The sequence below is a fragment of the Streptomyces sp. NPDC051907 genome (assembly GCF_040681075.1).
Classification (GTDB): Bacteria; Actinomycetota; Actinomycetes; order Streptomycetales; family Streptomycetaceae; genus Streptomyces.
This window is the reverse complement of record NZ_JBFAYB010000004.1, coordinates 147,788-164,068: the sequence shown is the minus strand read 5'-3', so window position 1 is coordinate 164,068 and position 16,281 is coordinate 147,788. Positions and strand designations below refer to the sequence as shown.

The following is a 16,281-nucleotide window of genomic DNA, read 5'->3' as shown; positions in this document are numbered from 1 at the left end:
CGCACGGCCGGGGACCGCCGCGCCCACGGGCGACGACCCTGATGGGCAGCCACATACCTGCGCACGGCCGCCGCCTTCCCCTCACATCCCTGCATCTACCCTTGAGGACTTCGGATTGATGGTTCACCAACAACCACGGAACGGAGCGTGCGGTGACTGCGGGGGAAGCGCATGGCGGAGAGCTGACGGGCAAGGTACTCGGCGGGCGTTACCGGGTGACCTCCATGATCGGGCGCGGCGGCATGGGAGTGGTCGCCCGGGCGGTGGACGAGCTGCTGAACCGCGAGGTCGCCGTCAAGGTCCTGCGGGCTTTCACCGACACCTCCGCGGCCGAACTGGCCGACGTGCGAACCCGGATGCAGCGGGAGGCGCAGGCCGCCGCCCGTATCCGGCACAGCGGCGTGGTCACCGTGCACGACGTGACCGAGGAGCAGGGCCTCCCGGTCATCGTCATGGAACTCGTCGACGGGCCCTCGCTCGACGACGTGCTGACGGAGCGCGGCACGCTGGAGCCCCACGAAGCCGCCGCGATCGGCGCCAAGTTGATGGACGCCCTCGACGCCGCGCACCGGGCCGGTGTACTCCACCGGGACGTCAAGCCGGGAAACGTGCTGATCGAGCACGGCGGCAGGGTCGTGCTCACCGATTTCGGCATCGCCAGCATGGAGGCCTCCGGCGACGACGCCATGGCCAAGCTGACCCAGAGCGGTCAACTCGTCGGCTCCCTCGACTATTTGCCGCCGGAGCGCGCGCAGGGCAGGGAGCCCGGTCCCGCGTCGGACATCTGGTCGCTCGGCATGACGCTCTACGCAGCCGTGGAGGGCACGTCGCCGTTCCGCCGCACGTCCGCGTGGTCCACCCTTTCGGCGATCGTCACCGAGCCCCTGCCGGAGCCCCGCCGGGCGGGACCGCTCACGCCGGTGCTGCGGGCGCTGATGGCGAAGGAGCCGGAGCACCGGCCCACCGCGGAACAGGCGCGCGGCATGCTCGAGCGCGTCGCCTCGGGCGGGACGGTCCAGCTCCCGACCGCCGCTCCGACGCCGACACCCCCTCCCACGGTGGGTCCCGGCACTGCGGCCGCCGCCGCACCGGCCCCCGGGTTCGGTCCCCCGCTGTTCCCCCAGCCCGCCCCGCAGCCAGAGCCTCCGCACCCCGGCTACGGGCAGCCCGACCTGCCGCAGCACGGCGCGCCGGTCGCGGGCCACGCCGGATTCCCCGCTCCCGAGACGAGCCGGACGGCAGCCCGTCGCGCAGGGCGCCGCGGCAACCGCACCGTCGTCGCGGCAGCGGCCGCCGTCGTGCTGCTTGCCGCAGGCGCCGGTATCACCTACGCCTTGACGTCCCAACAGGGCGGCACGACCACGAACGGCACACAGGCGACGCCGCCCGGCGCCGGCTCCCCCACGGACGGCCCGGGGCCGACCGGGGGCAGCACCCCGTCGTCCGCCGGCTCTCCCAGCACGCCCTCGAAGCCGTCGACCTCCAAGGCGCCGGACGGTGACGAGGACGAGGATCTGGGCCCCACGAAGAAGCCCGGCGCCATAGACGCCAAGCCGACCGAGAGCCCGTCGGCCTCCCCGGAGACCAAGCCCAGCCCGACGGTGAAGGAGCCCACCCCGGTGTCGACGGCCTGCACCGGCTGGGCCCACGAGAACCGCGGCAACGGCTACGGCTACCTGGCCTCGACGTCCCACCTCTACACCGGGCCGTACGCGGAATGCCAGTACGTGACCACGGTCAAGACCGGTGTGAAGATCTACTACCACTGCTACGTCACCAACGCCCACGGCAACAAGTGGATCTACGCCCGTATCGAGGGGACGAAGACCGAAGGCTGGGCCCACAGCGCCAAACTCACCAAGCAGACCGGCACCCTGCCCCGCTGCTAGGCGTTCCCAACCAGTGGGCGACCCGCTCCGGGGTCGCCCACATCTGCTGTGCAAGTTCGCCCCCGGCGCCGTGGCAGTGGGCTTCAGCTGGTAGCGCGGGCTCTGATCGGGCGGCCCGGAGCTGCTGCCGTCCGGGGGCGTTGACGTCAGCTGTGGATGTCACTCCGACGGAGCACCGCGACACGCGGTGGGGCAGTGGGTCAGATGCCGAACTCCTGCGGGGACAGGCCGAGCACCGAGCACGCCTCGCGCAGGACCTGCTCCTCGGCCGGCGCGACGAAACCGTCCGCACCGGCGACGACGAAACCGGTCTGCACGACCGCCCTGGCCTCCGTCGGCTTCTTCGCCGCCTTGGCGATCTCCTGCATGGCCTCAGCCTTGCCCTGCTGGAAGTTGAACGCCAGCTGGTCGACATGCTTGTTGAACCGCTGCCGCAACTGGTCGGACGGGAAGTTCTGCAGAACGTCGTTGTTCAGGATCAGCGATTCCACATGCTGCCGCTCCGCCGGGTCGACCTGCCCGTCGGCGGCCGCGACCAGGGCACACATCGCCATGCTGGCGTCCCGGTAGGCACCGCTCTTCAACTCCGCCTTGAGGGACGTGAGCTGGGACTTGAGCGTGTTCACCAGCTGAGCCCGCGACCCGCTGGCGTGCCCCGCACCCGGTCGCCCGTGTCCACCAGAGCCCCGCGTCCCCTGCGACTGCTGCTGCTGCAGACTCTTGGCCTGGTCCTTGATCCGATCCCACATCGCCACGCGTGCCACCTCGGCTTCTGCCCATGTCATTCCGGTCATCCGCGCGCATTCACGCGTCCTCCTCCCAACGCCTCCCGACACCCCGAAGTTCCTCAGCCGGTCGACCGACGCCCAGTGCGCGAACGACAGACGTCAGACGTGGGGGACCAGCTCGGTCGATGCCAAAAGTGCATGTCAAAGGCCCCCAGCCGTGATCGGCTGGGGGCTCGGCGTCTACTCGCGCCGCGCGCGTCCGGCGGCCGGGCGGCGCGGGGCGAAGACAGGAGCGTCGCCCGGCGCGAGGACGTCGCCGCCCACGTCGAGAAGATCGATGGACTCGGGCTCAAGGTGCTGGATGAGTTCTTCGAGCCGGCCCGCGTGATGCCCTTGGCGCCGTGGTGCGGATCGATCAGGGCGAAGGTCTGCGGGAGCTCCCCGGCGAGCCGCGGAAGGGTCGAGCCTGCGGGGGCCACCGGCCGGGTGTCGTCCGGGACCACATGGACGCTTCTCGTCAAACGAGCTGTCGGACTCCTGGAGCGCCGGCCAGAGCCCCTTCGGCGGGACGATGGTCTCGTTTCTGGTCGACGGAGCTTGGAAGTCGTGACCCGTCGTCGGCTTCGGCGCATGGGCTTCGCCGCAAAAATGGGTCGGCATCGCGACTGGTACGCGGAGCTCGGGGGCTCGGCGGGACAACGGCAAAGCCCCGGGCCGCTGGCCTGGGGCTTTCGTGTGGAGCGGGTGACGGGAATCGAACCCGCGCTCTGAGCTTGGGAATCACCCGGTACTTGGGCACTCAGATGGTCTTTGACCTGCAGAAATGTCAACTCGTTCCCGTCCCCTCAGTATCTTGGTCGGCCCCCTGTCGTCCGCTGTTCACCGCCTCTACTGGCACGTAGTGGCACGTCCCCTTGGGCGGCGCGCGAGTGCGTCGGAGACCACATCCTGCCGGGGCGAGACGTCAGATCGAGATAACGACGGGGCCTCAGGTCTCGGACCTGGGGCTGCTGTGCACCGCTCCCAGCGTCACGGTGGGGCCCAGAGCGCGGAGGGCCGCCTCACCCTGCGGAGACTCGTTTGATCGAGCCGGTCCGGCCGCGATCCATTCAACCCGGGTCGTTGTCAGTGCCTCCTTCTAAGGTCGCCGTATGACGACCTTTCGTTCCGGTTTCACGCTCTGGCAGATGGTCAGCGGAGCTCGGGAGCTCACTGAGCACCCGAGCGTGCAGGAGCGCATCGATGCAGTGCTGCGCATCATGGGTCCTGCCTTCGGCGGGACGGGGTACGGCAAGGGCAGGCCGTTGGTGAACGCCTTGGAGGATGTGGCCCAAGAATCACTCCTGCTAGGAGACTTCGCTCTTGCGCAGCGGTTCCAGCGCTTCGCCGCCTACGCCGGCGGCGAACTGTTCCTCGAAATCCTGGAGAACTACTACGACGAGGATGCTCGGCATCGTAGCGAGGAGGGCATGCGCAGGCTGGTGGCCATGGGCGCCGATAGAGCGGTGGCCGTTTTGGACGCCCTCTCCAAGGACAACCCCGAGGCGACGGTGGCCGATGCGCGGGACCTCTTTCGCGGTATAGCCCTGTCTGTGGACCACTTGGGCCTTGGTACAGGGGAGGGTGGGATCCGGCTGCCCACTCGAGAGAGGAGGCGACTCCAGCAGTACGGGCACATGGAGCTGGTTCTGAGGAACCTGCCACGACCGACATCAACCGAGGCCGCGCGAATGGTAGGCGACTTCCTGGCGGACGCCGACGCGGGGTTGCTCGCCCAGTTGCTGGAGCTGAAGGCCCGGAGAGCAGGTCTCGACGCTCTCCGAGTTGCGGTGGAGGACGAGACGAGCTCCGAGAGTGCACTCCACGCCCGTCTGAAGAATCAGGAGTGGATCTTCGGCGGTGCCTATGTGGCAGAGCTGGCACGTCGGCAGTACACCTCGGACACGATTCTAGACATCCCCCTTCTGCGTGGTGACGGGTCCCTTCATGTGGTGGAACTCAAGCGTGCCAACATCAAGGACCTGGTGATTCGCCGCAGCGGCCACCTCATGTTGGGTGCCGCGGCCCACCACGCGGTGTCGCAGGCGCAGAACTACCTCCGCACCATGGACGAGAACCGTAAGGGGATCCTCGCGCGTCATGGCGTCGATACCCGTAGGGCCTCGGCGACGGTTGTGATCGGGCATCCGAAATTCGTGAGTGGGGGCGTTACCTCCCAGGAGATCGCGGAGACACTGCGCACCTACAACACGCACGCGGCACGCATTGAGGTGATCACGTACGGAACCCTGCTGGACTCAGCAGCCCGGATGCTAGCCCTCGCGTCAGCGCAGCAGGACCCTGCTCACCAGACCGAGGAGCCCACGGCATGACCGAAGACGCGCGTCCTGCGATCGAACAGCTGCTGGCCCGCCTGTGCGGTGGCGTGATCACGGGCAAGGATTACGTCGGCTACTTCCTCAACGAGCACGGGGAAGAACTCGTCTTCGCCCAGCGCCGGGGAGAGAAGACCGGCCGGCTCTGGCACAGCGATGCCGACTGGCAGCTGTTCCGCGTCGGCGACCATTCCATACGGGTCGGCAGCGTGATGGACGGGGTGGTCACCGTGGGCGACCTGATCATCAATCGCGCTGAGGCGACGTGGCTGTCCTCCTGCCTCGCGGCCTCTCGCCACCTGCGTCAGAAGCGCGGCTGACACGTCGCTCGGCGAACGGACAGTAAAGAAGCCCGGGGCCTTTGGCCTGGGGCTTTGTTGTGGAGCGGGTGACGGGAATCGAACCCGCGCTCTGAGCTTGGGAATCTATGGTGCGCGAGGTATTTGCAAGGCATCTGACCTGCGGAAACAGTCCACCGAGCGCGCTGTCGCGAGGGCTCGCCCGTACCTGTATTGACCGCTGTTCACCGCTCTGAAGGGCACGGATAGGGCACGCGTCTGTCGGCTTGGCGGGCTGAGACGCTTCCCCTTCGATAGGTAGGCGGATTGCCGAGGGTCCGAGGCTTCGAGGCGGGGCCTACGTCGCGCGTGCAATCCTTCAGGCGGCGTCCTGCTCTGCCGCGGTGTCGTAGGCGGCGCGGGACTTGGCGATGGCGGACCGATGACGCTCGGCCCAACCCACCAGTCCCGCCAGCGAGGCGTGGAGCTCCCGGGCGATCGGCGTGAGGCTGTACTCCACCTTGGGCGGCACAGTCGGATAGACGGTGCGGACGAGGAGGCCGTCCCGCTCCAGCTTGCGCAGGTTCAGGGTGAGCATCCGTCGGCTGATGCCGTTGATGGTGCGCTCGAGTTCGGTGAAGCGGACGGGGCCGTGGGCGGCGGCGATCAGGATCCCGATGCTCCACTTGCCCGACACGTGGTCGAGTACTTCCGAGACCGGGCAGGCCTCGTTCATCACGGCCTCGGGAACACCGGTGTGACGGTGTGACATGAAAGTGCCTCCTTCCGCTGAGCTGCAAGGTTACCGAGGATGACTGCTGTAACAAGACGTGCACCGAAGGAGAAGACATGTCCGTTCGCGCCCTTGTCGTCGACCCGTCGGCACCCGCGGCCGTCCGCCTCGCCGAGGTCCCCGACCCCGTGGCCGCGCCGCGGCAGGTCCTGGTGGACGTATCCCACGCCTCGCTGAACTACGGGGACCTCAACGACGCCAGATCCGGACGGGTGCCGGTGGGCGCGGTGCTCGGTTCGGATGCTGCCGGGGTGGTGGTTCAGGCCGCGGCCGACGGCACGGGTCCCACGGTGGGTGCCCGGGTGGTGGCTCTGACCTCGGGGGCGTTCGCCGAACGCGTCGCGATCGACGTGGCTGCGCTCGCCGAGGTCCCGAAGACGGTCGACCTGGCGGTGGCGGCCGCGTTGCCGGTGGCCGGAGTTGCCGCCCTGCGCTCGCTGCGGGCGGCCGGACTCGCACAGGACAAGAGGGTGCTGGTCACCGGCGCCTCCGGTGGAGTCGGCCGGTTCGCCGTCCAACTGGCGGCGCGGGCCGGAGCCCACGTGATCGCGTCCGTGGGTTCGGTGGCACGTGGGAACGGGTTGGTCGAGGCCGGCGCCGATGAGGTGTTGGTCGGCCTGGATGGTCTCGGCCGGCAGGTCGACGTGGTGATCGACAGCGTCGGCGGCTCGCAGCTGGTCGCGATATGGAACCTGCTCGCCCCGGGTGGAAGCGTGCAGAGCGTCGGTTGGACCTCCGGCGAACCGGCTGTCTTCCCGCCTTATGCGACAGTGGGCCCGGCCAAGTCGCTGACCTCCTTCGTCATCGAGGGTCACGCCGGTGCGGACCTGGCCATCCTCGCCGAACTGGCCGCGGAGGAGGCACTGGCTGTCGAAATCGGCTGGCAAGGCTCGTGGGAACGCTTCAACGAGGCCGCCGAGGCGCTTCACGGGCGTCGGGTCTCTGGAAAAGCGGTTCTGGAGGTATCACACCGCGGTCGCCACGCGCCGGGTCTTCCTCTGCGGGGATAGGGCGCACCGCGAAAGCGGTCGGCCCCCGAGAGGACTAGACAACAACAAAGCCCCGGGCCGCTGGCCTGGGGCTTTCGTGTGGAGCGGGTGACGGGAATCGAACCCGCGCTCTGAGCTTGGGAAGCTCATGTTCTACCATTAAACTACACCCGCGTAGCGGACCGATCACCGGAACCGCATCGTCGCACACTGTACCTCATCCCCGGCCCCACGGTGTATTTCGCCGCGGGGCTTTCGTCGTCTCCAGCGCGTGGACGCGGCTGCGCGGCAAGGGAGTTGAGGCGTACGGTGGGTCGCCGGAGTGCCGCGCGATAGCGTGTCCCGTTGATCCCCTAATGTGGTCGTTCGTCCGCATTCGTTGGGGAAGGGACCCGATGGACTTGATGGAGCGCACCGTCGTTCGCTGTGCCGAGGGGCACGTCTTCACTACCGCTTCGTTCCCGATGCAGCAGCTCGGCCCAGGACGCATCGGGCCCGGGCGGCTCGTGCGGTGTCCGCGTTGTGCGCGGCTTCGCAGTGTCGTGCCCGTGGAGCAGGTCAAGCAGTAGCGACGCAGCGGTGAGGCAGAGCGCACGCGGTCGTCCGATTGGGGCGGGCCCGTGCGCTCTGCGTATCCTCAGGGCGTGCTTCTCTCAGACAAGGACATCCGGGCCGAGATCGACGCCGGACGCGTGCGCATCGATCCGTACGACGACTCCATGGTGCAGCCCTCGAGCATCGATGTGCGGCTCGACCGCTACTTCCGGGTGTTCGAGAACCACCGTTACCCCCACATCGACCCCGCCGTCGAGCAGGCCGATCTCACCCGGCTCGTCGAGCCGGAGGGCGACGAGGCGTTCATCCTCCACCCCGGCGAGTTCGTCCTCGCGTCGACCTACGAGGTCGTCTCGCTGCCCGACGACCTCGCCTCCCGGCTGGAGGGCAAGTCCAGCCTCGGGCGGCTCGGGCTGGTGACCCACTCCACGGCCGGCTTCATCGACCCCGGGTTCTCCGGGCACGTCACCCTGGAGCTGTCGAATCTGGCGACCCTGCCGATCAAGCTCTGGCCGGGGATGAAGATCGGGCAGCTGTGCATGTTCCGGCTCAGCTCGCCGGCGGAGCACCCCTACGGCTCCGAGAAGTACGGCTCCCGCTACCAGGGGCAGCGCGGGCCGACGGCCTCGCGGTCGTTCATGAACTTCCATCGGACGCAGGTGTGAGGACCAGTACGCGATGAGTGAGATACGCGAGAACCTGACGTACGAGAAGTTCGGCGGCGCCGTCCGCGAGCTCGCCCAGACCATCGCCGACGACGGCTACGAGCCCGACGTCGTGCTCTCCATCGCCCGCGGCGGCGTCTTCGTCGCGGGAGGGCTCGCGTACGCGCTGGACTGCAAGAACATCCACCTGGTGAACGTCGAGTTCTACACCGGCGTGGGGACCACCCTCGAGATGCCCGTCATGCTCGCGCCCGTCCCGAACGCGATCGACTTCTCCGACAAGAAGGTCCTCATCGCCGACGACGTCGCCGACACCGGGAAGACGCTCAAGCTCGTCCACGACTTCTGCGTCGACCACGTCGCCGAGGTGCGCAGCGCCGTCATCTACGAGAAGTCGCACTCGCTCGTGAAGTGCGAGTACGTCTGGAAGCGCACCGACGAGTGGATCAACTTCCCCTGGAGCGTCGAGAAGCCCGTCGTCCGCAGGGCGGGTCAGGTCCTCGACGCCTGACGCGCCCCTTGAGGCACCGGTCGGCGGTCGGCTCCGGTGAGCTATAGGCAATCCCGGCCCAGACACCGTCCGAGCCGGGATCCCTTGTCCAGCGGTTGCGACCGCAAGCCGTGCCTCAGGCGGTCAGGGACTTCCACAGGGTGATCGGGCGGTCGTCGACCGCGATCTGGTCGTTGTGTCCGCGGCCGTCGGCGATGGAGATGATCCGGTATTTCTGCTGGTGGAACACCCAGAACAGGCTCAGCCCGTTGATGCGCTGCATGTCCGGCACGGCGAGGAACTCGTCCACGCGGGAGATGCCGGCCAGTGACTGCCACAGGCTGAGCGAACGGTCGCCGCGTTCGATGACGTCGTTGTGCGCGGAGCCGTCGGCGATCGAGATCAGCCGGTAGACCTGCTGTCCCAGGGAGGAGTGGAAGAGCCAGTAGTGGCTCTTCCCGTTCTGGCGCTGCATGTCGGGCACCGGCAGGAACGCGTCCACCTGCGCGATTCCATTGAACGAGGCCCAGGCCGAGATCGGCCGGTCGGGCCGGTCGACGGCGGCTGCCGCCTCGGGGGCGAGCCCGGACTCCGCTCCGTCCGCGACCGAGATCAGCCGGTAGACCTGGCGGCCTTCCACGGTGTGGAACAGCCAGTACCGGCTCCGGCCGCCCACGCGCTGCTCGTCCGGCACCGGCAGGATCGCGTCCACCTTCGACACGCCGTCGTAGCAAGGCCAGGCGGACAGGGGCCGGTCGGGGCGCTCGACGACGTCCTTGTGCTCGTTGCCGTCGGCGATGGAGATGGTGCGGCAGACCGGTCCGTCGCCGCCGGTCCCGTAGGCCCAGTACCAGCTCTTTCCCTGGTCCCGTTGGCGATCGGGGATCGGCAGGAAGGCGTCCGTCGGCTGGACCGTGTCCGGGAGCTTGTCGGTGAGGCGGCCGTCGCCCAGCATCCGCAGGGTGGTGAGGGAGGGGACGAAGGCGTAGACCGAGCCCTCGGTGGTGACGAACTGATGGAAGCTCAGCTCGGTCGTCGCGCTGGGGCTCTCGAAGGCGACCTTGCCCGTGGGGCCGACCATCGGGTCGGGGCCGGGCTTCGCAGGGCGGTTCGGCGGGAAGTCGACGTCGTCGATCCACATCTTCTGGATGAACTCGAACTGATGGACGAGGTCGGACTGGTAGCAGACGAAGAGCAGTCCGCGCGGGTGGTCGGGGCCGCCGGGGCCGTCCGAGGCCGGGTCGAAGGGCGCGCCGTAGGGGGCGCCGCGTCGGATGATCCGGCGTCGGTCCATGACCGGGTTCTCGGGGAACGGGTCCGTGCCGGGCTTCTCCTGCAGGCCGTCGCGGGGGTTGGTCTTGCGCAGATGGGAGAAGAGCGGGGTGGTGAACCCCTCCGGGTCGTTGCGGTAGCCGAAGTCGTTGTCCTGGCTCGCGAGGGCGTTGTCCGGCATGTCGGCGTGCGGGCACTTGGCGACGGGCGTGCCCGAGCGCCAGCGGCCCACCAGGCGGGCGGCCAGCCATTCGGTGGTCGCCTCGTCCGGCACCGCTTTGGCCTTCCTCAGGACCTTCAGCTGCGCGGTGACCTGGGCCCACCAGCCCGGGACGTCCTGACCGAGCCGGCGCACCACCTGGAAGCTGCCGTTGCCGGCCCACTCGGGCATCTCGTCGTACGTAATCCCGCCGACCCGGTCGTGCCCGACGACGAACTCGCCGGGCGGGATCAGCCGGGTGCCCGGGTGGTCCTTGACGTACTCCGGCCGCTTGGGGTCGGGCTCGTCGAAGCCGATGACCCCCGGCTCGCTGACCCCGTCCTTGAAGCCGAAGTGCTCCTTTCCGCGGCGGGTGCCCGGCAGCGTGGCGCCGTTCTGCTGGAAGACGATCACGATCTTGGCCTGCGCGGCCGCCTCGCGCTGGGCGGTCAACGCGTCCTGGAGCCCCTCGGCGGTGTCGGAGGCGACGGTGATCACGGCGTGCACGGTCTGGCCCTTGCCGTCCCCGAACAGCCAGTTCTCGGGCGAGCTGTCGCCGGTGTCGCCCAGCGAGCGCTTGTGGGACCCCTCCTTGAACGCCTCCAGCGTGCCGCCCTTCGGCACCGAGGGCAGTGGGTCCTTGCCGCCGTTGAGGATCTTCAGGCCCTCGTAGGTGAAGCTGACGTTCGTCCAGGTGGCCTTCATCGTCTGCGGGTCGTCGCCGCCGGTGGCCTGTCTGGCCTTGCGGAACGCCGCATTGAAGGTGGCCACCTGACGGGTGGTGGAGATCTGGGAGGCGAGCCGTTTCACCCAGGTGCGCGCCCGCGCGGGGTCCTCGAACTTGAGGAAGAGCAAGGTCATGCGGTCCTTCTTGAAGCCCGCGAGCACATCGCCCTGAATGTCGTCGCTCTGACGAAGTTTGAGATCTTCCGTCACGTTTGCTCCTTGACGTTCACATATGCCAGGGGTATTAGCTTAGTAATCAGAAAGCTACGCTACGTGATCGCCGGGAGAGGGGAGGCAGCTCCGGCTCGGCCGCGTCGCGATCTTGCGCTGTGGTGCAGAACCCCTGTCCTGCAAGGGCTCTGACCCGCTTGGCCGTCGAGCGGTCACCCGCCTGCCCGGCATCGCAAGACAGCGGCCGTCGGGCACGCGAACACTGTGAGTAGTCGCGTGCCTGCGGCATGTGCTTGTGCCGTGCGCATATTCATGTGCGTACGGCATGTGCAGTCGTCATGTGCGTTCGTCATGTGCTCGCCATCGGACCGGTGACACGGCGCGGCCGCGACCCGACCGCTGCGCGCCCTGCCCTCTTACTTGCAAGGAGTCCCATGTCCCCCAGGAACCTGCCCAGACGGATGCTGTACGCGGCGATCTCCGCCTGCGCCGTCTCCGCGCTGACGCTCACCATGCTGTCGTCCGGCCCGGCCGCCGCCCACGATCACGGCGGTGACGCCCCCTCAGCCGACCGGGCGCAGACCGACCCGGACGAGGCGGCGGTCATCGGCAAGGAGCACGCCGAGGAACACGCCATGACCAGGAGGGCCGTCAAGGCCGTCGGCGAGTACCCGCAGACCACCCGCACCGAGCGGCTCAAGGCGCTGGCGGCCTCCCAGGCCAAGGTCAACGCGGACTTCGACGCGCTGGACGCCGGCAGGTTCCGGGAGTACTTCCAGTCCCCGGACTTCGCCGCCCATATCGCCATGCTGCCCACCGGCAAGGTGCTGCTGTTCTCCTTCGAGCGCATCGAGAGCAACCCACAGAAGGAGCCCGCGCCGACCGACACCATCGGCAAGGAGAACGCGGGCCGCGCCTACCTGTGGGATCCGGCCAAGGGCACCGGCGCGGCCTCGTTCACCAAGGTCACGCCGCCCGTGATCAACATGCCGGACGGGCTCAACCAGCCCCGTCCCGCGCCGTTCTTCTGCGCCGGTCACTCCTTCCTGCCCAACGGGATGCTCGGCGTCTTCGGCGGCAACCTCGGCGGCAACGGCGGTACGGGCGCCAAGCTCTCCCTCGTCTTCGACCCGTGGGAGGAGAAGTGGTACCAGAACCAGGACATGGCGGTCGGCCGGTGGTACCCGTCGGTGGTGACCGGAGCGGACGGGCGGCAGCTGATCATGTCCGGCCAGTCGGAGCTCGGCTGGGGCACCCCCACCGCGCTGGTCGAGCGCTTCCCCGCCCTGAGCAAGCCCGTGCCCGTGGCCAAGACGGACAAGCCGGAGGGCTGGGCGGTGGAGCGGTTCAAGGCCGACGCCCCGTTCAAGCATGACTACCCGCACCTCTTCTCGCTGCGGGACGGCAAGATCTACGGCCTGGGCCGCAACCGCGACCAGCAGTGGAAGTTCGACCTCGCCACCGAGACCCGGACGGACCTGCCGCCCCGACCGGACAGCACGGCGCGCGAGGAGGGCATGCCGCGCAACTACGGTTCGGCCGTACCGCTCCCCGCCGGCTTCAAGGGCCCGGACTCGGTGCTGGTACTCGGCGGAGACCGGGACGACCCGAACACGTATCAGCTGGTCGGCGGCCAGTGGAGCAAGGAGAAGGCGAGAGCCTTCGGCCGCACCCAGGACGACACCCTGCTCATGCCGGACGCGACCTTGATGACCGTCAACGGCGCCTTCGACATCCGTGACTACGGCAACGGCCCGTACAACCCCAACTCGGAGCTGAAGTACCGCCAGATCGAACTGCGCGACGAGAACGGCAACTGGAGGCTCGGCCCAGCCCAGCGGCTGCCGCGCGGCTACCACTCCAACGCCGTGGTGCTCCCGGACGGCCGGGTGATGGTCACCGGCGACGAGCTCCAGCAGCTCGCCAACGACCCCGACATCACCGACGACATGAACGGCAGCATCGAGATCTACGAGCCGGCCTACCTCCAGCAGGGCAGCCGCCCCCACCTCGGCATCGTGTTCAACCCGTCCGTCGGGTACAACGAGAAGATCACGGTGAGCAGCAACAACGCCTCCGAGGTCACCCGTGCCGTCCTGCTGGCGCCGACCACCGCGACCCACTCGATCAACACCAGCCAGCGCCACCTCGACCTGCGGATCAAGAGCCGCAGCGGCAGCTTCCTCGAACTCCAGGCGCCGCCGTCGGCGAACGCGGCCCCTCCCGGCTACTACATGCTCTTCCTCCTGAACGAGGAGGGCGTCCCCAGCACCGCCGGCTGGGTCCAGCTCAAGCCGGCCTCGGGCGGCCAGACCCTGGGAAGCGGCCAGACCCTGGGAAAGGGAGCGAAGCAGTGACCGCCTGACTCCGGCGGGGCTGCTGCGAGTCTCGCGGGCGGCGGCTCCGCTGAAGCCCAGCTCAGATGTTTTCTGAGCTGGGCTTCTTCCGTCCGGGGGAGAGAGACGGGGAGGTGGGGAGGCCGTGGGGGCGGTACGGCCTTCCCAGGCCGGCCGCCCGCGCTCTCGACGCCTGAGACGACAGGGCGGGCGTAGAAAAGGCCCCCGCATCGCCGCGGGGGCCTTTGACGTGTCTCGCCGGCGGTCAGAGCTAGATCGTGCCCAGCTTGATGATCGACAGCAGCGCCACCAGCTGGATCGCCGACGCGCCCAGCGCCTTCGGCCACGGGAGGTCGTGCGACTTGCTCACCATCGAGGTGAACAGCGCGCCCGCCGCCAGCCAGGTGACCCAGCCCACTACCTGCACCAGGGAGTTCTCGCCGCCCAGGAACAGGGCGAACAGCAGGCGCGGGGCGTCCGTGAGGGACATGATCAGCATGGAGAGGCCGATCGTCGGCTGCCAGGCTCCGTCGCCGCCCAGCTGGCGGGCCAGCGTATGGGTCACCGCGCCCAGGATCAGGCCGCCGATGACGAACGCCACCGCCGTGCTCAGCGCGTACGGGATCGCCGACGAGATCGTCGCGTTGATCGCCTCGTCGCGCGCCTGGTCGAAGCCGAAGATCGCCAGCAGGCCGTAGAGGAACGTCACGACCAGGGCCGGGCCCCACACCGGGTAGTCGCGCATCTGCCAGAACGTCGGACCCGGGCGCAGCACGATGCCGCTCAGCAGCTGCTTCCAGTGCAGCCGCGGGCCCGTCGGGGCCGCAGGGTGTCCGCCGGCGTGGTAGGTCGCGCCGTCGCCGTACTGGTCGTCGTTGATGCTGAACGCCTGTGTGTGGCCAGGGTTGTTGGCCGCGTACGGGTCGTGGGGCTGCTGGCCGTACGGGTCGCCGAAGTACTCCGGCTCGCCGTACGGGCCCTGGGGGTGCTGCTGTTGGCGCCCGCCCGCCGGCTGCGGCCACTGCTGCTGCGGGTGTTGGGGTTGCGCGTACGGCGGCGCCGCATAGCCGCCTGAGCCGCCCGGGGCCCCGGCTCTGGGGCCGCCGCCCCTATAGGGCGGCGGGGCCTGCTGCGGTTGCTGCTGCGCGCGGTTGTCCCGGCCGCGTCCGATCCTGAATCCAGCCACGTAATCGAACGTACCCGGTCCGCGTCCACAGGGTGGCGGAGGAGCGGGAACGCGGGCGCCTTTGCGGCCGACCTGTGACATCCCCTAGGGGAACCCTGGGGGGCTGGCCCCCCCTACGTCTCCCCGCTGGTCAGGGCAGGAAGAGCCGGGTGCTGAAGGTGATCGCCGGGTCGGGCCCGGGGCGCGTCGGCGCAGCGTACAGCGCCACCACGTCCGCCCTCTCGCCCCGGTGCGTGCGCGTGACGACGTCCAGGCGTCTGTCGCCCGAGAAGTCGGCGTACACGAGCACGTCCGTCGTCGGCCTCGTCTCGCCGGAGGCGAGCGCGGGGGCCGGCGGCTTGGGGACGGCGTCGTACGCGTAGGCGCCGCCCGCGCGGCGCGGGCCCTCGGGGCCGCCGAGGAGCAGCGTGCCCCGAGCGGCCGTGCCGGGCGCGTGCGCGCGGGACAGGGCGACCAGGTCGTCGGCGCCGTCGCCGTCGACGTCGGCCTTCTCCGGCGCGGCGAGGACCGTGCCGCCCGCCGGGACGGGGGCCGCGGCGGCGCGCGGGGCGCCGGCGCGGGTGAAGGGGCCGCGCAGGAAGCTGACCTGGCCCGCGGAGGCGGTGACCGCCAGGTCGTTCGCGCCGTCGCCGTCGAAGTCGCCGCAGACGGGGTGGTCGGGCCAGTCGTTGCCGTAGCGGGCCACGCCGGGGATCTTCAGGACGGCCGCCTTGCCGGTCAGTCCGGACGGGGAGCCGAAGAGCAGCTGGATCGGCACGGGCGGCCGGCCTATCCCGTCGTACGGCGGGTCGGTGGCGACGACCAGGTCCGCGAAGCCGTCCTCGTCGAGGTCGCAGGCGGCCTCCGCGTCGAAGGCGGCGGGGAGCGTGCCCTTGACCTCGGCGGCGTTGGCGGAGGGCGTCAGAAGCTGGCGTACGGCCGGGTCGAGGCCGCGTGCGGCAGCGGTGCCGTAGACGACGCCGATGCCCGCGTCGTCGCCGTGGGTGTCGCCCGGGGCCTTCACCAGGTCGTTCAGCACGAGGTCGCGGTGGCCGTCGCCGTTGAAGTCGGAGGCGACGCGGCTGCCGTCGCCGTGCGGGACGGCGAGGCGGGGCGCGGCGGCCTTGCCGGCCAGCGGGGCCGTGTCGCCGTTCTTGGCGGCCGCGGGGCGGGCCTCGGGGCGGGAGGAGGAGGGGGCGGCGTCGCAGCCCGTCAGCAGGACCGCGGCGGCGCAGACCGCGGTGCCGACCGCGCCGATGGCCGTCCCCGTACGCGCACGCAGCACTGCGTCCACCCCTTCTCGTACGTCTCGTGTGTGCCCTGCCGACCCACGATGCTCGTCGGGCGGCGGCGCCAGGGCAATGGAAGGGGCCGAATCGCTGGCCAAAGGTTATGCAGCGCGGTGGGAAAACGGCGCAATCACGCATCAGCGGCGCACCTGGCCGCAGGTCGCCGCAGGTCATCGCAGGTCACCGCATGTCCGGCGGGTGAGATGCCCGGCGGTGAGATGGCCGACGGTGAAGATGTCCGGCGGGCGGGTCGTTCGGCGGCGAGTCGTCCGGCGGGCGAGAGCGAGCGCTATGGCGCGCGGAAAGCGCCGCGACACGCGGAAGCGGCCGGTCCTGCCCCCGAGGCAGGTCCGGCCGCTCT

At 69.6% G+C, this 16,281-nt stretch carries 12 protein-coding genes, 1 tRNA gene and 1 pseudogene; 7 read left to right on the top strand and 7 right to left on the bottom strand.

Annotated elements, in window-relative coordinates:
* Positions 1–152: 152 nt before the first annotated feature.
* A complete protein-coding gene (locus AB0M39_RS04500) occupies positions 153–1,889 on the top strand; it encodes a protein kinase (RefSeq protein WP_365360048.1) in 1,737 nt (578 codons plus the stop codon).
* Between the two features lie 200 nt (positions 1,890–2,089).
* Here AB0M39_RS04500 and AB0M39_RS04495 read toward each other — a convergent pair whose 3' ends face one another.
* Both AB0M39_RS04495 and AB0M39_RS04490 read right to left on the bottom strand, forming a co-directional pair.
* The gene (locus tag AB0M39_RS04495; protein WP_365360203.1) at positions 2,090–2,644 is read right to left on the bottom strand and encodes a TerB family tellurite resistance protein; all 555 of its coding nucleotides are present in this window, start codon (positions 2,642–2,644) and stop codon (positions 2,090–2,092) included.
* Positions 2,645–2,905: 261 nt separating this feature from the next.
* Positions 2,906–3,138, bottom strand: a pseudogene (locus AB0M39_RS04490) (DUF1152 domain-containing protein); the annotation flags it as partial.
* Between the two features lie 630 nt (positions 3,139–3,768).
* Here AB0M39_RS04490 and AB0M39_RS04485 point away from each other — a divergent pair.
* Together AB0M39_RS04485 and AB0M39_RS04480 are read left to right on the top strand one after the other, a co-directional pair.
* Positions 3,769–4,989: a Shedu anti-phage system protein SduA domain-containing protein gene (locus AB0M39_RS04485; RefSeq protein ID WP_365360046.1), complete on the top strand. Its 1,221-nt coding sequence runs from the start codon at positions 3,769–3,771 to the stop codon at positions 4,987–4,989.
* Positions 4,986–5,312 carry a hypothetical protein gene (locus tag AB0M39_RS04480; RefSeq protein WP_365360044.1) on the top strand — a complete coding sequence of 109 codons (327 nt, stop codon included), beginning with the start codon at positions 4,986–4,988 and terminating at the stop codon, positions 5,310–5,312. Before AB0M39_RS04485 ends, AB0M39_RS04480 begins: the two co-directional genes overlap by 4 nt.
* Positions 5,313–5,649: 337 nt before the next feature.
* Here AB0M39_RS04480 and AB0M39_RS04475 read toward each other — a convergent pair whose 3' ends face one another.
* Entirely contained in the window at positions 5,650–6,042 is a 393-nt protein-coding gene (locus AB0M39_RS04475) for a helix-turn-helix domain-containing protein (RefSeq protein ID WP_365360042.1), read from the bottom strand.
* A gap of 77 nt (positions 6,043–6,119) precedes the next feature.
* On the opposite strand from AB0M39_RS04475, the gene AB0M39_RS04470 reads away from it, so the two are divergent.
* On the top strand, positions 6,120–7,073 hold the full coding sequence (locus AB0M39_RS04470) for a zinc-binding dehydrogenase (protein WP_365360040.1): 954 nt from the start codon (positions 6,120–6,122) through the stop codon (positions 7,071–7,073).
* Between the two features lie 79 nt (positions 7,074–7,152).
* Here AB0M39_RS04470 and AB0M39_RS04465 read toward each other — a convergent pair.
* A tRNA-Gly gene (locus AB0M39_RS04465) sits at positions 7,153–7,226 on the bottom strand.
* A gap of 470 nt (positions 7,227–7,696) precedes the next feature.
* Between AB0M39_RS04465 and dcd the strand changes: the two genes are divergently transcribed.
* Both dcd and AB0M39_RS04455 read left to right on the top strand, forming a co-directional pair.
* Complete coding sequence (gene dcd, locus AB0M39_RS04460) at positions 7,697–8,272, top strand: dCTP deaminase (protein ID WP_365360038.1); 576 nt, start codon at positions 7,697–7,699, stop codon at positions 8,270–8,272.
* 13 nt (positions 8,273–8,285) lie between these two features.
* A complete protein-coding gene (locus AB0M39_RS04455) occupies positions 8,286–8,783 on the top strand; it encodes a phosphoribosyltransferase (RefSeq protein WP_365360036.1) in 498 nt (165 codons plus the stop codon).
* Positions 8,784–8,898: 115 nt separating this feature from the next.
* Here the strand turns inward: AB0M39_RS04455 and AB0M39_RS04450 are convergent, their stop codons facing one another.
* Positions 8,899–11,169: a Dyp-type peroxidase gene (locus AB0M39_RS04450; protein WP_365360034.1), complete on the bottom strand. Its 2,271-nt coding sequence runs from the start codon at positions 11,167–11,169 to the stop codon at positions 8,899–8,901.
* 395 nt (positions 11,170–11,564) lie between these two features.
* Here AB0M39_RS04450 and AB0M39_RS04445 point away from each other — a divergent pair, with 395 nt between their 5' ends.
* Positions 11,565–13,487, top strand: coding sequence for a galactose oxidase early set domain-containing protein (locus AB0M39_RS04445; protein ID WP_365360032.1), 1,923 nt, complete (start codon positions 11,565–11,567; stop codon positions 13,485–13,487).
* A 250-nt stretch (positions 13,488–13,737) separates the two neighbouring features.
* On the opposite strand, the gene AB0M39_RS04440 is transcribed toward AB0M39_RS04445, so the two are convergent.
* Together AB0M39_RS04440 and AB0M39_RS04435 are read right to left on the bottom strand one after the other, a co-directional pair.
* Positions 13,738–14,652 (bottom strand): Yip1 family protein, encoded by a 915-nt coding sequence (locus AB0M39_RS04440; protein ID WP_365360030.1) that lies wholly within the window; start codon positions 14,650–14,652, stop codon positions 13,738–13,740.
* A gap of 130 nt (positions 14,653–14,782) precedes the next feature.
* A complete protein-coding gene (locus AB0M39_RS04435; protein ID WP_365360028.1) occupies positions 14,783–15,925 on the bottom strand; it encodes a VCBS repeat-containing protein in 1,143 nt (380 codons plus the stop codon).
* Between the last annotated feature and the right edge of the window lie 356 nt (positions 15,926–16,281).